The sequence below is a fragment of the Leptolyngbya sp. FACHB-321 genome (genome assembly GCF_014695975.1).
Taxonomy (GTDB): Bacteria; Cyanobacteriota; Cyanobacteriia; order Leptolyngbyales; family Leptolyngbyaceae; genus Stenomitos.
This window is the reverse complement of record NZ_JACJPI010000010.1, coordinates 58,190-72,642: the sequence shown is the minus strand read 5'-3', so window position 1 is coordinate 72,642 and position 14,453 is coordinate 58,190. Positions and strand designations below refer to the sequence as shown.

13 protein-coding genes are annotated in these 14,453 nt (G+C 48.8%); 8 read left to right on the top strand and 5 right to left on the bottom strand.

Annotated features, from left to right (window positions below; genetic code table 11):
- Positions 1 to 103: 103 nt before the first annotated feature.
- Complete coding sequence (locus H6F76_RS00660; RefSeq protein WP_277881161.1) at positions 104 to 832, top strand: adenosine deaminase family protein; 729 nt, start codon at positions 104 to 106, stop codon at positions 830 to 832.
- 94 nt (positions 833 to 926) lie between these two features.
- Here the strand turns inward: H6F76_RS00660 and H6F76_RS00655 are convergent, their stop codons facing one another.
- The gene (locus tag H6F76_RS00655) at positions 927 to 1,490 is read right to left on the bottom strand and encodes a DUF1349 domain-containing protein (RefSeq protein ID WP_347275963.1); all 564 of its coding nucleotides are present in this window, start codon (positions 1,488 to 1,490) and stop codon (positions 927 to 929) included.
- 53 nt (positions 1,491 to 1,543) lie between these two features.
- Positions 1,544 to 2,044: a MarR family transcriptional regulator gene (locus H6F76_RS00650; protein WP_190505047.1), complete on the bottom strand. Its 501-nt coding sequence runs from the start codon at positions 2,042 to 2,044 to the stop codon at positions 1,544 to 1,546.
- Positions 2,045 to 2,308: 264 nt separating this feature from the next.
- Here H6F76_RS00650 and H6F76_RS00645 point away from each other — a divergent pair, with 264 nt between their 5' ends.
- The 3 genes from H6F76_RS00645 to H6F76_RS00635 are packed head-to-tail and all read left to right on the top strand — an operon-like array spanning position 2,309 to position 3,772.
- Positions 2,309 to 2,749 (top strand): VOC family protein, encoded by a 441-nt coding sequence (locus H6F76_RS00645; RefSeq protein WP_190505045.1) that lies wholly within the window; start codon positions 2,309 to 2,311, stop codon positions 2,747 to 2,749.
- A gap of 23 nt (positions 2,750 to 2,772) precedes the next feature.
- Positions 2,773 to 3,282, top strand: a complete 510-nt coding sequence (locus H6F76_RS00640) for a DMT family transporter (RefSeq protein WP_190505043.1) — start codon at positions 2,773 to 2,775, stop codon at positions 3,280 to 3,282.
- A 22-nt stretch (positions 3,283 to 3,304) separates the two neighbouring features.
- Positions 3,305 to 3,772 (top strand): DMT family transporter, encoded by a 468-nt coding sequence (locus H6F76_RS00635; protein WP_190505041.1) that lies wholly within the window; start codon positions 3,305 to 3,307, stop codon positions 3,770 to 3,772.
- Positions 3,773 to 4,229: 457 nt separating this feature from the next.
- Here the strand turns inward: H6F76_RS00635 and H6F76_RS00630 are convergent, their stop codons facing one another.
- The gene (locus tag H6F76_RS00630) at positions 4,230 to 5,708 is read right to left on the bottom strand and encodes an amidase (protein ID WP_242036451.1); all 1,479 of its coding nucleotides are present in this window, start codon (positions 5,706 to 5,708) and stop codon (positions 4,230 to 4,232) included.
- A gap of 239 nt (positions 5,709 to 5,947) precedes the next feature.
- Between H6F76_RS00630 and H6F76_RS00625 the strand changes: the two genes are divergently transcribed.
- The 4 genes from H6F76_RS00625 (at position 5,948) to H6F76_RS00610 (ending at position 10,601) form a co-directional block, all read left to right on the top strand.
- Entirely contained in the window at positions 5,948 to 6,247 is a 300-nt protein-coding gene (locus H6F76_RS00625; protein ID WP_190505037.1) for a hypothetical protein, read from the top strand.
- A 290-nt stretch (positions 6,248 to 6,537) separates the two neighbouring features.
- Positions 6,538 to 7,137: a hypothetical protein gene (locus H6F76_RS00620; protein WP_190505035.1), complete on the top strand. Its 600-nt coding sequence runs from the start codon at positions 6,538 to 6,540 to the stop codon at positions 7,135 to 7,137.
- A 988-nt stretch (positions 7,138 to 8,125) separates the two neighbouring features.
- A complete protein-coding gene (locus tag H6F76_RS00615; protein ID WP_190447104.1) occupies positions 8,126 to 8,515 on the top strand; it encodes a hypothetical protein in 390 nt (129 codons plus the stop codon).
- A gap of 475 nt (positions 8,516 to 8,990) precedes the next feature.
- A complete protein-coding gene (locus H6F76_RS00610) occupies positions 8,991 to 10,601 on the top strand; it encodes a relaxase/mobilization nuclease domain-containing protein (RefSeq protein WP_190505033.1) in 1,611 nt (536 codons plus the stop codon).
- 583 nt (positions 10,602 to 11,184) lie between these two features.
- On the opposite strand, the gene H6F76_RS00600 is transcribed toward H6F76_RS00610, so the two are convergent.
- Positions 11,185 to 11,526, bottom strand: coding sequence for a DUF6788 family protein (locus H6F76_RS00600; RefSeq protein ID WP_190505029.1), 342 nt, complete (start codon positions 11,524 to 11,526; stop codon positions 11,185 to 11,187).
- Positions 11,527 to 11,632: 106 nt separating this feature from the next.
- Complete coding sequence (locus tag H6F76_RS00595; RefSeq protein ID WP_190505027.1) at positions 11,633 to 13,609, bottom strand: hypothetical protein; 1,977 nt, start codon at positions 13,607 to 13,609, stop codon at positions 11,633 to 11,635.
- Positions 13,610 to 14,453 lie beyond the last annotated feature (844 nt).

Sequence of the window (14,453 nt, the reverse complement as noted above, 5' to 3'; positions counted from 1 at the left end):
ATTCAGTGCTCTATGACAGAAGCAGTTCAAGAAAGACGCTTTCCGCTAGAGCATAAAGCAATCCACTAGCTGTGAGGCTTCTGGCTCCAAGATTAGATGTCAGATGGGTTCTATAGAGATTTATCTCATTGCTCGTCAATGTATGCAAACGCCACTAGTGGAGCAATTTCTGAAACACCAAGCTAGACAGAATATTCGTTACAGTGAAGTTCATTTTGGCACTGCTTTGGCTTCTGATGGTTTGACAGATACCGAGTTGCTCGAAGCCTTGAGCCTTGGGGCAATCAACGGTGAAGCAAAATATGGTAGTCGAGTGAAACTTATTGCGGCGATCGTCCGTCACATGCCAAATTTGCAGAAACAAACCCTGGACTGCGCTTTGCAGAGACAGGACATGGGACTTGTTGTTGGTTTAGGCTTAGCTGGGCAGGAGAAAGGTTACGCACCTGAAGCGTTTGCCGAAACGTTTGCAGAGGCAAGGCGACAGGGGTTAAGAGTGGTTGCCCATGCTGGGGAAGCGGTTGGAGCCGAGAGTATTTGGAGTGCGCTGGAACACTTAAAGGCTGAGCGGCTTAGACATGGCGTTCGCTGTTTAGAAGACGATGCGTTGGTACAAAAACTGCGTGCTCTACAAATTCCTCTGGAGGTATCGCCTCAAAGCAATTACTGTTTAGGCATTGTTGATCGCGCTCAACCCCATCCAATCCGGCAACTGGTGGATGCAGGGTTGTATTGCACGTTGAACTCGGATGATCCTCCAATGTTCAAAACAAATCTGGTGCATGAGTATCTTACTCTAGCTGCACAAGGATTCTCCTGGAATGAATTCTGACAGCTAAACTTGAACACTCTAGAAGCAAGCTTTTTACCTGAACTGGAGAAGCACGCCTATCGCCAAGAGTGGCAAGCCTTTCTGACCCATCACCTCAGTAACTTTGGTCTGGCAGAACCATCTTGAAGTCTTCAAATAGAATCTCGCATCCTTCTCCCTGAGGGGAGGCTGCCATCAACCCAACTTGCACAGTTTTGGTTCGTGTCAGGTACGCTAATCGTAGCATTTGATAGTCTTCGCCATTTAGGGAATATTGAATTTCGATTGCCTCTGCCCGGCGCTGCACCCGTAGCCAGAGAGATGGTGGTGGCTGTAAGAGTGGAACCACTGACCAGTCTGAGAAATCGCGCGTCACTACGACACTCACATGCTGGATGTCCTCCACAAATTCAATGCCACATTTGAGCCAGGTTGTTTCATTTTCACGCACCATCACCCCCGCTTGGTCATAGAGCACTCGATACTGTCCAGTAATTTTAACCTCCACTGTGAAGTCGCCTGTCACTGTTTGATAGTAGAAATGCCCATCATCTCGAATAAATCCATAGTGAGTTTTACGCCAGAAATCCGTTTGGGCACCTGTTGTCAGACGAAGACCATTCGTTAAAGTTTGCCACTGAGGCGGTTCGTTATACCACTGCATCTTTACCTTTGAAATATTGAAATGAACTTTACACTGATAGCGGGAGTTTTAGAGAGGGAACTGAATTATTACTTTTCATTATCTTCAAGAGATACTAAGAACTTGCGCAGAAGTGTTGTGAAAGACTGGAATTCGGTCGTTTTAAATTGAGTCAAAAGTTTCTGTTCCCGTTCAAATAAGATAGGCACCACGGTATCTGCTAATTGAATCCCTTTGGGTGTGAGCTGCACAATCACACTGCGACGATCGCTAGAGTCACGCAGGCGCGTTACAATGCCATCCTGCTCCAAGCGATCAATGCGGTTTGTCATCGCCCCTGAGGATAACATCAACAAATCGTAGAGGTCTGTTGGCTTTAGCTGATAGGGTTTTCCCTGACGCTTCAGAGTTGCCAACACATCAAACGACCAGATGCTTAACCCGTATTCTGCCAGGATAGCCTCTCGATGCTTTTCTAGTAAGCGAGCAATTCGCAACACACGCCCTGTCACACCTAACGCCGAGATCTCAAATTGAGGCGACTCCTGCCGCCATTGCTCCAGAATTTGGTCGATGTAGTCCCGTTTCATAGAGCCATTATATCTCGACATCAAGATTCTTGACGTTTATCTTTATATCTATTATCTTGATATAAAGATACTTTTGACTCGTTCTCCTTCCAAGGAACAGGAATGAAGTTTCCCATCACGGTAAGGACGTGGGATACCTTCAAAAATTGAACGGACTGTTCTTATGAGTTAGAAAATGTGGCTTAAAGAATTTTGAATTTAGGTCAACAGTTAATGGGTTTGACTTGAATCAGCATCTCTATATCTTTTTTGTAGGAGTTGAATATGATTGACGTTGGGCTAACGCATATTGCATTACCTGTCTCGAACATTGACCAGAGTGTTGAATTCTACACAACCTATGCTGGAATGAAAGTTGCTCATCGTCGTATTGATGCCGAAACAGGAGTTGCGGTCGTATGGTTAACTGATCATACTCGTCCTTTTGCCATCGTCCTGCTTCAAACTGAGTTGGTACATCCTATTCTGGCTCCATTGGCTCATCTTGGCATTGGCTGTGAAAGTCGCGAAGTGATGGATTTCCTTTGCCAAAGGGCTCGTCAAGCAGGAATTTTAATTCAGGAACCAAAGGATTCTGGTTATCCTGTTGGATACTGGGCGTTTCTACGAGATCCTGATGGCCACACCCTCGAACTCTCCTATGGACAGGAGATTGGTCTCACACTGCAATCAGCTTCTCCAACCCTGGTCAATACCCCAGGTTAAGCTATTCCCTTCATTCTACTGTGATGATCACTAGTCGTTTCAGTCGCTTATCTGCGATTATTCTTCGCATTGTTTCTACGATCGCGTCTCGTTATCAAATCTGCCTGTACTTGCTATTGGCATTGCTGAGTGGAACTGTATTACCCATTCAAGCCAGCCTAAATGCTCAACTGGCACATTCTCTCAACTCAGTTCCTTTAGCGGCAGGTATTTCCTACTTTGTTGGTGCTCTGGCTTTAATTGCACTACTGGTTACTCGATGGTTTGGTAATCCTGACTGGTCTGCCCTATCTAAAGCACCTCAGTGGAGCTTTCTGGGTGGAGTGTTAGGCGCTGGCTACATCACTTCCAGCACCTACTTCACTGCTTTACTTGGACCAACATTAACCTTGGGATTTGTGGTGTGTGGACAGGCGATCGCAGGTATCATCACCGACCACTTTGGCTGGCTCGGAGTTCCACAACATCGCCTGACTCGCCATCGCCGCTTTGCCATCGGGCTATTGCTGATTGCCGTCTTTTTTCTAACCTAGTAAGTCTTATTTCTCCTTGAGTATGAGCCTATTATTCGCATTGCTTGGTGCTGGATCTGGAGGAGTTTTGTTGACGATTGGCGCGGCTGCAAATGCTCGTCTAAGACAAACACTCCACTCTCCTATTGCCGCCGCTGCCATTAATTTTGTTGCCGGCTTTGTCACGCTAGCCCTAATGATAATTTTGCAAGTTTTTCCAACCCCGTCCTTCGATTGCCTGCCGACGGTTCCTTGGTGGGCGTTCCTAGGAGGTTTTTTGGGAGCCGTTTTCGTCACGGTTAATACGCTCGTTGTGCCCAAATTAGGACTCACAATCACAACCCTGGCAGTCGTTTGCAGTCAGATGATTTTCTCCCTAGTGATTGATCAGTTAGGTTGGTTTGGCATGATAACCCGTCCAGTCACCGCTTCCAGAATGGTTGCAATTGGACTGCTCATCATGGCGATCGCTCTCACTCAGTTAGACCGCGATTCTCATCCAGCAAATTAACTGAGTCACTCAAAGTCTATTCTTCTGTTTGACCCTATAGAGGAGTAGGACGATCGGGAGCAACGCCACAAATCCTAAAGAGTTGAGCTGTGTCACATTATCGAATAGCAAGAAAGGATGAGTTTGTGTCAAGTGATAGATGAAGTGAGGAACTGAAAAGGCAAGCCAACTCACCAGGGCAACTTGGACGATTTGCCGTTCGAGCAAAACTGCTGTTGCTGCCAGCAGTACCTCAAAGCCAAGGTTGTTTGCACTATAGTCTCGAACCAGATGTTCGTTATACGGACTTAAGGTTGAGACCCAATGTCAGCCAGGGAAGGGGAAAATTTCATAGAAATGATAGGGAGCAGAGAAAGCCCAAACGTCAATGAATAAAGGAACGATCGCTAGAAGCTATAACCCCTACCGAAGCCAACTACCCTGCATTAAAGGTTGATCGAATTTGCTGTTCATACGTTCAGTAACCTGGAGGATGTTGAAATGTGCCAATGACCTGATCAAGCTGTTGAGCGATCGCCATTAATTCCATCTCTTTCCACCGCTTGCCCACAATTTGTATGCCAATCGGTAGTCCATTTTGCGTTTGCCCCATGGGAATGACGATGACGGGATGTCCGCTTAAATTAAATGGCATGGTGTACGCTCCATTGGCAACTCCGTAGGGGTAGGCTCTGCCATCAACCTCAACCGCACTCCAGGCAGGACGATGGGTAAAGGCAGCCGTTGCAGCCACAGGTACTAACCAAACATCCCATGACTCTAATGCCATATCCAGTTGAGCAATGAAGCGATCGCGCTCTGTCAGCGTTGCAAAATATCCCTTCAAACTGGGATTGAGTAGCTCTGGAAGAAAGCGGCTGAAGTCTCCTAATTGTCTGAGTTTTTTATCACCTTGGGTAGCTGTCCGAGCGATCAATTCTAAACTGCGTCGGATGTTGTAGCGATCTCTCGGTTGAGCATAGGTGTTGTTATAGGCTGCAACTCGCATATACAGGTTCAACATCTTTGAGGTGTCAAAGCCTTGGGGCAGCCAACGTTCTACCTTCGCCCCTGTATTTGCCAGCGTTTGAGCCGTTTTCTGCATGGCGGTTCGGATAGCAGAGGCAACTGGAACTTCACTCCACTCGTCAATCCAGGCAATCTTGAGATCAGACAATGCTTTGCCTGAAGGCGTATCTAGAGGAACCGGAGGAACATCTGGACGGCGCACATCGGCTCCTGTAAGCAGCGAAAAGCAAAGCCGAATGTCTTCCAAGGAGCGCGCAAAACATCCAACGGTCATCATTTGTCGAACACACAAGGGTAGACCCGGAACTTCAGGAATCATGCCTGCGGTCGAAATGCGACGATCAGTGGATTTGAGTCCATAAACACCACAAAAGTGAGCCGGTTGACGCACAGACCCGCCAAAATCATTGCCCAGATCGAGGGGTGAAAGACCCGCTGTGATCGCGGCAGCACTGCCCCCTGAACTTCCTCCAGGCGTGTAGGCCAAATTCCAGGGATTATTGACTCGTGAAAACAGAGAATTGATACTTTGGTAATCGGCTGCGAGTTCGGCTGCGTTGGTTTTTCCCAGGATAATTGCTCCTGCTGCTCTCAGTCTGGCAACGACTGTGGCATCCTGCTGGGGAATGTAATCCCTCAGGGGAATATAGCCTGCGGTTGTGCGGAGTCCAGCCGTTTCAAAAATGTCTTTGATCGTGACCGGAACTCCATGTAATGCGCCCCAATCTTCACCTTTTGTAAGAGCCTCATCTGCCTGCTTGGCTCTAGTTCGGGCCTTTTCTGCATCAAGGGTGCAGATGGCATTTAGTTTCGAGTTATGTTGAGCAATTTGTTCCAGATGAGCGTCTAGAAGTTCGACCGCAGAAATTTGGCGATCGCGAATCATTTGAACCATATCAACAACAGACTTAAACACAATCTCGTTCATGATATTTCCTCTAATTTGGAAAACTTGTTCGCGCAAGCATTGCATGATGGTATGATTGGAAACCAAAACTTTCGTGTTCGTGTCTGTTTGAACCAGTACTCCTTGGGCGATCAACAAGCGTTCCTTTTCATAGGTAGCCAATAGATGTGCAGGAAACTGACCTGTGCTCACCAGTGCCAGTCTCCAGGCGAGATTGTAGGCATCCTGTTCATCCCCTACCCACCAAAGGGACTGTGAATATGGGCAGCAAGGCACCCGTAGCCATTGTGGCAGAAGCCAAACGGGGCATTCTGGAGTACGGTTTAGGTCAGTGCATAGCCGGTCTCATTGCCGCACAGCAGTTCAACTTAAAGCATAACCTGCAGATCCCGGTCGTCTATGGCAGCGTCACAGCCGGCAGTAAGTGGAAGTTTGTCCAGTTGCAAGGACAACAATTGACCATTGACGTGACGGAGTATGACCTAGCACCCATTGAGCGACTGTTAGGTATACTTATGGTCATGACGGCACCCGTCAAGCCTGACGCACGCCAGCATTGACACCCTGATGCTATGACTGACGATTAAAGCTGTCAATGAAAGCAGTGAAACGAATAACGCTACAGATGCAACATGTTGGTCAGGCACCGATCATTAGCCACAGCCGGTAGTCACGACAGCTTGAGTGGAGACCCTCATCCTCTCTCAGAACACCGCTCGTGAAACCCCGCCCCCGCTGTTCAGCACAAGCCCCTTCCTTACTCTCCCTTGCTTCCCCCTCTCCGCTCCTGTTATCACACGTTGACTGCGGCAGTGGAGTGTACGATCGACGTAACCACAGAGCTTTAGTCATGCTCTACAGTCAATTCACAAATCTGGACCAAACGTTAAAAGCTTTTGACCTGACGCTGCAAGAGCACCGTTTCTTGCCTGACGTGCCACCCCTGTCACCTTCGGCTATGCTCCAGAGCTATCTGGAGGAGGCTTTGCTCTTGGCAGCGACTGGAAGTGAGAAAGTCCGCTCCGAGGGGTTAATTTACCCAGTGCTAGTGGAGGTCAGACGCTGCCTCAAGCGCCAGGTGGCCGTATTCTCAGGGGAAGACTTCACGGTGGACGAAGCACGAGGCTTGAGTGGACTGGTGGACTTCTTGCTTAGTCGCTCCCCCTTGGTTAGCACGATTGAGGCTCCCGCTACCGTGATTGTCGAGGTCAAGAAAGCAGACCTTGCGACTGGTCTCGGTCAGTGTGTGGCTGAAATGGTGGCAGCTCAACTGTTCAACCAACTAAACGGCAAAGCCATACCCGTAGTCTATGGCGTGGTCAGTAACGGCACCCAGTGGCGCTTTCTGAACTTGCAAGACCGTACCGTCACTCTGGATCTGGTGGACTACCCGCTCCCGCCGGTTGACCAACTGTTGGGATTTCTGGTGTGGATCATGCAGGAAGGGTAAAACCATAGCTGACAGCGAGCGGTAGTCTGTTGCACCACCAACAGTTGGGGTGTTTAAGCGATAAACCTGAGTGCTTGTAAGCAGTAGAGCGACGGAGAGTGTTTGACCACCAATGGGAATGACGCACAGCACCTTTTGTTCAGGACAAGCCCTGTCTCCTTGCTCTCCCTTTTCCTTGCTCTCAAGCCCTGCCCTTGCCGTTCCTTCACACCCGCTTGCACCGCTCCCAGCTCAGCCACCCAAGTCCTTCGCCATACCTGGAAAGCCACTGTAGGAAGACACCAACTGAGTGCAAAGTAGGGATTGACGAAAACAGAATGAAAGCAGTAGTAGCGAAGGAGCCAAAACACTAGGCAGGCAGTAGTAGCCGCAGCCATCACATACGAACCCAAGCAGTTGTTGCGACAGTCATCACATACGAACTGAGCCGTTAGAGCAAACTTGCTATCATATTAACCCGTGAAAGGAAGCAACCTAGCCCTAGAATAAAGCTGCCATAGGAAGACACTATGAAGGTAAGCAGTCGCAACAGCAACCCTACGGAAGAAAGCCATCTGCTTTAACAGCTTGACCGTCAAAGAGAGACGGTACCCGACTGTGAGAGTCTGTTTGCCTGGTAAACCTACCTGAGGAGAGGACGCTGAGAGCACCTAGGAGAGTAAGAGAGCTGAGTGAGTTATGGCACTAATACGAATTAGGCGCAGTCTTGCGGAGGCTAACCTAGCCCATGCATGACTAAAGTTACGGGTAATTACCGCGTGAGGAATGGGGAGAAGCGTGCCAAACTAACAGGAACCGTGAACCGGCTGGAGGCTGAGTGTTCCCCTAGTTCAACAGGAGCAAGCAGTGCATCCTGGTACCACAACTGCCACTGCTGCCGTAAGCAATTTTGCCATTAGGCACAGCTTCAAAGGCTGAGCTAGCTAAGGGACAGGGTTAGTCACAACGGGTCAGCAACCCTATTTTGAAACAGGTGTCACGAGATTCTATGACCAGCATTAGCAGGACGTCTAAAGACAAGAACACGAAATCGAAACCACGCGTGATTAAGGCGCAGTTAGAACACAAAGCGGACCAGGAACGCTTTGACGGATTTGTGCAAATGAGCGGTTTGTCGCAGGCAGAGTACATTCGTCGTTGCTGTTTAGAACCAGCCGTAACGGTGATACCAGACAGCAACGTTTTAGTTTATGCCGAGTTGAGTAAATTGCAGGGAACGCTTACTCAAGCAGTGCAAGGAGAGTCCTCAGAAGCAGTGAGAAGTTTGTTAAGCAACGCCCTACAAGAAGTGAAAACGATGCGACTGGCGCTTCTTGGTATGGAGCCGCAGGAGACAGCCAGTGAAGAGCTACTGAGGACTGAAGCAGTGAGTGTTTGAGTTGGAAACGGAAAAAGTGCTCGGTAAGAGCTAGCTTTGATGAACCGCAGAGAAGAGCGCTTACTTTGCTAGGACTGCGAGACAGAAAAGTGGTTACAGGATTAGAGTGAGTCTGAATAAGGTGAGTACTGCCACCTTCATGCTGGCTGTTTTAAATGCAACCGCATAAAAATTACCACAAGCTATCTAGCCAACTATGACCCTACTGGCGCTTTTTATACGGAATCAAACAAAGCTGCCAGGCACTAGACAGCCGTATATAAAACAGAGTTTGTCTCCTGAGGTGAAAAGGACTTTAAAAGCAATCGGGTAACGAAACATAAGTCCTGCTCAGGGACTGTTGGACTCTAGCCAAGCCAACTTCAGCGGTGTTGACCTTCAAGATGCCAGTCTTAAACGTGTTGACCTTACAATCACCCCACCATTGGAGGGAACACTAGAAGGGACACGCTCCCTCCTTCCGCTTCCTCCTCCCATGCCAATTGCTAAAGTGACGGTGGGCAAAAGTGCCTACGGCTGTCTCAACTATGTGCTGACGAAAGACAAAGCAGAACTGCTGGACACCAATTGCGCAGCAGACACACCAGCCGTGATGGCACGCGAGTTTGAGGTCGCCTTTCAACCCCATCACCGCAATGGGGCAAAACGGCACACTGAAAACTATGTGGCGCACTTCTCCATTGCCTTTTCCTCTGAGTTAGAACCGCCTCAACTACGAGCGATCGCGCACCGGTTCATGGATCTCATGGGTTTTGATCCAGTCATGAACCAGTTTGTGTTAGCCAAACACAACGACACTGATGACTGCCATCTTCATTTAATTGAAAATCGTATCCGGCTGGACGGGCAAGTGGTCAACGACAGCTTCCAGAAACGCCGCACCGAAGTTGCTATGCGCACGCTGGAGGAAGAGTTTGACCTACCGAGGCTCAAGAACAGTTGGGAGGTGGACGTCAAAGCGCCCAGTGTGGCGGAAGTTAGGCAGTCTCGTGAGACGGGAAAACCCATACCCCGACGGGTCATACAGGAGAGCATTGAACGTTGTGTCGTAGGGACAGAGACGCTGGAGGACTTACAAAATAAGCTGCAGCAGGCAGGAGTGACGCTCATAGCCACACCTAGAGACGATGGGAGTTGGGCACTGCTCTACCAGCTAGCAATAGAAAACAATAAAGTGCGCACCTTTTCAGCCACTAAGTTGGGCAAGCGTTACACGAAACGGGGCTTAGAGTCCACCTTTGGGATCAGCTTTGGGGCAGACGAGGTAACGGTAGAGGCTCAGGTAGATGCTGCACGATTAGCAGCGCTACCTATAGACGTAGCAACTGAGCCAACACAAACTGAGTTAAACGCAGGCTCAGATCATTCTGTAACAGAATCAGAAGCGACTGAAACCGACACAGGAAGAGCTTTTGCGGTCGTGCCACCGGAACGAGATTGCTTAGTCAAACATGCTGTAACAGAATCAATTGCAGTAGAAACGGTTTCTGTTACAGCATTCATTGAGCCTAAACCGCAGCAGGGCATAGAGCCAAGTAACGCTCATGCTGTAACAGAATCAGCCTTAGCCCCAGAAGCCGCCGCAGTCGTACTAAGTGAGGGTACCTTAAACCTGCCACCAGTGGCGATCGCTGACGCAGAGCAAGAAGACGGCTTAAGAGATGGTTGGTCAGTAGGCACGAATGAGCAAGTGCAAGCAGAGAGCCTTAAGGCTATGCTCCAGTGGACACAAAACCACATTGAAGCGCTGGAGCAACGAGCGGTTTGGGTGGGCTTACAGAATGCGAGTGACCAGGAACGGTGGGAAGTGTTGTCAGCACAGACCCAACAGCGAGGGCTGACGGACGTACAGCAAATTGAGTCTGCGGTGACAGCGTTAGCATGTCAGCAGGGGTATAAGACGGAGGCGATCGTGGGGCTTTTGCAGCAGTCGCCCAGGGTGCAGCGGGCGTTGCGAACATACCCGTGGCATACCGTGAAGACGACGTTGACGCAAAACGTGGTGCAAATACAACAGGCATTGGAGAAACGGCAGCGAGAAGCGCGGCGGGCTCAAACACGGAGAGCACAGGACGGAAAAATGTAATTAGGTTGAGCCACTGTAGAGTTTTGCCAGCAGTCTCCGGGAGCAGGGAATGGTTGCCAAAACTAATTTGTGAGCTTGGCGGTGGCTTGGCGCTGCGTGAGTGACAAATTTTCTTATGTACAAAAAACAAAATCTTATGTACAAGTTGACTGCAAGAAAAGACCCTCTGTACATAAGAAAAAGACCCTTTGTACATAAGAAATTAGCAGCATTCATCATTGTTTTGAGGGTTTCCACGTCAAGTGCTGTCGCCAAAGCTGCTTACACGTTTCTTATGTACAAACAACAAAATCTTATGTACAAAGTGATGTACTCCTACTGTTCCACTTCTGCAACGGTACTTACATAAGAAACAACGGTTTGTACATAAGAACTAATTACTCGACTAAGGGCAGTCGCTTGTTCGGTCAGCCGCACTGCCTTACCCCTCGTAAAGCTGTTTGACGGCTGACGACAGAGCAACAGACTGGAAAGCATCTATCGGTGTCATGACCCTGAAAACGTAGTCAGTAAAGACTGAGGCTGGTCAGCTAACTGTCGTTAGAGGCACGAAGCCCCGTCACTTCAGTGCGGGGTGCTGACTTCATTCCACTTGCCGCAATCGCTTACCCACATAACGACTTCTCAGCTTCTCATTATCTCGCCAATAGGCATACCAGTAGGGACCATGCAACTCGCCATGCTCGCCAGCACACTTACAGCCGACTTTGCCACAGCGTATGCGCTCTAACTGATAAAGGCGATCGCCTATATTTCTGGTTTCCAGAACCTCCTGCCTGTTTGCCGTAACCGTTGCTGAGCTTGCAGCTTTCTGCTCTAGAGCTTGCACGATGGCGCTTAGATCTGTGTGGAGTTGCCTTGCCTGTTCCAAGCTAAGTTGCTGGAGTGACTCACGGAGTTTGTCGAAGTTGAGACGCTTAGGCATAGTTTCTTCGGTAAAAAGTCGTTTTGCCAGGACAAAAGTGCGGTGCTTCTGTCAACAGCTGGATGCCTCCCCCCAGCCCGCAGGAAAAGGCATTAGACCGTTGCCTTTAATCAACCGTTCGCCTTCGTTGATCAATTGGTGTCTGCTTCAACAGCTTTAACCAGTGCTGTAACTCCAGATCACTCAGCGTAGCTAAACTGCTCTTGCCGAAACGCTGCTGGAGATCATGCACTACTTGTTGCTCTGACCAAGTCAAGCGCTGCCTTTGTGATTCGACCGCAGCCAGCAAGACGGAGCGCTCGATGAATGTCGCTTCTGACTGGTGTTTGGTTAACAGATCAAGCTGTAGCTGACTAACCTCCAAGACACCTGGATTCACTTGTATCCATGCCAGTGCCTCTGCCACCAAAATAGGATCGCCCGAGTTTAAGAATGCCTGCATCCGGGTTCTTTGCCTTTGGTTAGCTGCCTCAGCTTTAAGCTGCTGTGCTCGAGCACTTCGAGCCACTGCTTGAAAGGGTTCTTGTTGTCCGCTGTCGTTCAGTGAAAGTGGCTGAGCATCTCGTACAACTTGCTGTGCCTCTGCAATGACCTGATAGACGTCAGGTTCTACCGAGTGATTACTGTCCACTACAGAAGTAAGCATGGTGCAAAGATCGCTCAAAGCCTTGCCAGAAGGCTTATTACCATCATTGTCAGATAATAAGCTTGGAGGACTGAGCCAGTTAGATGCTTCATCAAAGCAATCTAACTGGCTGTCCGTTTTGCTGCTTGGGGGGTCTGGGGGGTTTTCCACAGGCACGGTAAAGACATCTGCTACCGTTTGGTTTGAGTCAAGTCCAAAATGACTGGGATGCCATAGGTCACGGTGTCGATACAGGGATGCTCCACCGATGCCAAATTTCAATAGTGCTTGAAAGCGGGCGGTAGGTCTCACTGGCAGAGCATTTTGCTCTAGTAAAGTTGCTATGGCTCGGCGGATGAGGTCTCTGGTTGCTGCCGCTCGGCGTTGATTCCAAGACGGAGCTTGCTCGATCGCGGCTGTGAGTACTGGATCTTGAAAATCTGGCTTTGGTTTTTTCAGTTGATCGCCAAAGTGGAAGTAGTGGCTCCCCTCAATGCAGTGTGCCCATTCCTCAGCACGGTGTGTAATTTCATGTTGATGACGGCACCACTCGCTATAACCTGGGAGTGCTTGTGCCGTTTCGACAATCTCACTCACCAGTGCCGTGCCTACTAAGGGTGCTCCACCCGAAAGCACATGGTGAAAAATGTAGGCTCGCATCGTAATGCGCCCTAAGAGCCGATTGGTTTGACCACTGCCAGTCCAACCAAGTTCAATCTCAGCGTTCAAGTCATTGACAAACTTCTCTGCTTTGCCTGAAACGCCAAAATGCTTGCGTTTAGCTTGCTTCAGGATTTGTTTGAGTGTTCTGCTAGCAAGATCATTCCGCTGTTGTGCCAGCTGCCATTGGCTAGTGAATGTGCAGGTATCACTCCAGATTGGCTCAAATGCTTCATTGAGTAAGTAGGAGCCTGCTTGAAGTGGAAGTCTATGGGCGTTGAAGAGACTAGGAACGTTATCAGTTGAGTAGGGTTTGGGATTGGGAAAGACTTCGAGTTGTCCCGGTTGGAGTTTGAAGCCAGCATTTTCGAGTAGACAGGCAAGCGCGATCGCCAATTGCCAAGAACTCTGAGGGTACTGAAAGGGAAAGTAGAGATGTAAACCACCGCTGTAACTAGACGTGCAAGCTACAGGACTTACTAGTCCCAATGGTTCTAGTGCCGCAACAATACGGGAAAGGGCAAATGGATCATTGTTAGGGTGATAGGCGCTGCCAGTGTCAACGTCAAGCAAGCAGTAGCTTGTCTCTGCACCAAAGCGAACACCAAAGAGATAAGCACCTTGTTGGATGAGACGATCACTTAAGGGATGACGACTTTCAGTTTTCCACTCAACTTCAGCACTCGGACTTGAATGTTCTGCCCAAATGAAATCGAAACGATGCGGAAAGAGTCGCAGGAAGTGATCACTCCAATCCTGGATGTAGCGAAAACAGGTAGTTGATTGAGCAATGGTCATAACGGCTCCATTTCAATGGAACCGGTTCAGATAACTCTCTTTAGACCCGCTTCACCACGGTTTCCTGCTTACCTGAAAATTTACTGCAACAAAATGATTGCTTAGTAAGCCAACAAAATCCTGCCAGAGGTATTCTTAATATCTCTGGCAAACACTATTGCTTGGTAAATCATCAGAACTGCTATGATGCAGATACACAAACTTAGCTGAAGAAATGGCTGTTTCTTCAACTAAAGCGCAGGAAGCCGGGATAATTGAGACTTTGGCGAGGCTCTGTCCCGGTTTCTTCGTGACTTTAAAACGATATTCCTTGGCGGATTAAACCAAATTCACTTCTATATGATTTAGGTGCAGCCATGGATCATGGCATGTAAACCTCCACGCAACTGAACTTAACCTTCTTTGCTACCTCTAGAAACAGACGCATTGGAGGTAGATGCCATTCATTAAACACCGAAACTCTCTTCACAAAACGTGCTGAATTTATTCATACCAGCACTTTACGCGGGAGTGATAGAACAGCAATACGCAGGAGTGATAGAGCTATCTATACGCGGGAGTGATAGGACAGAGCTGCTGTCTCCTTCGGTGTGATAGACCAATTGATACGCGAGAGTGATAGAACAGTTCTCTTAGTAACTACAGAAAGTAGGTTTGCATAGGTAGCCCCGCCCAGATTTATACGCGAGAGTGATAGACCCTTTTGTACGCCGGAGTGATAGATCTTGCTTAAACAATACGTCGGCGTGATAGACCAATCTATACGTGGGAGTGATAGAACATGAGAGCAAAAACATACGCCGGAGTGATAGAACCTGTAAAACAGATCTAAGGTGTATCGGAT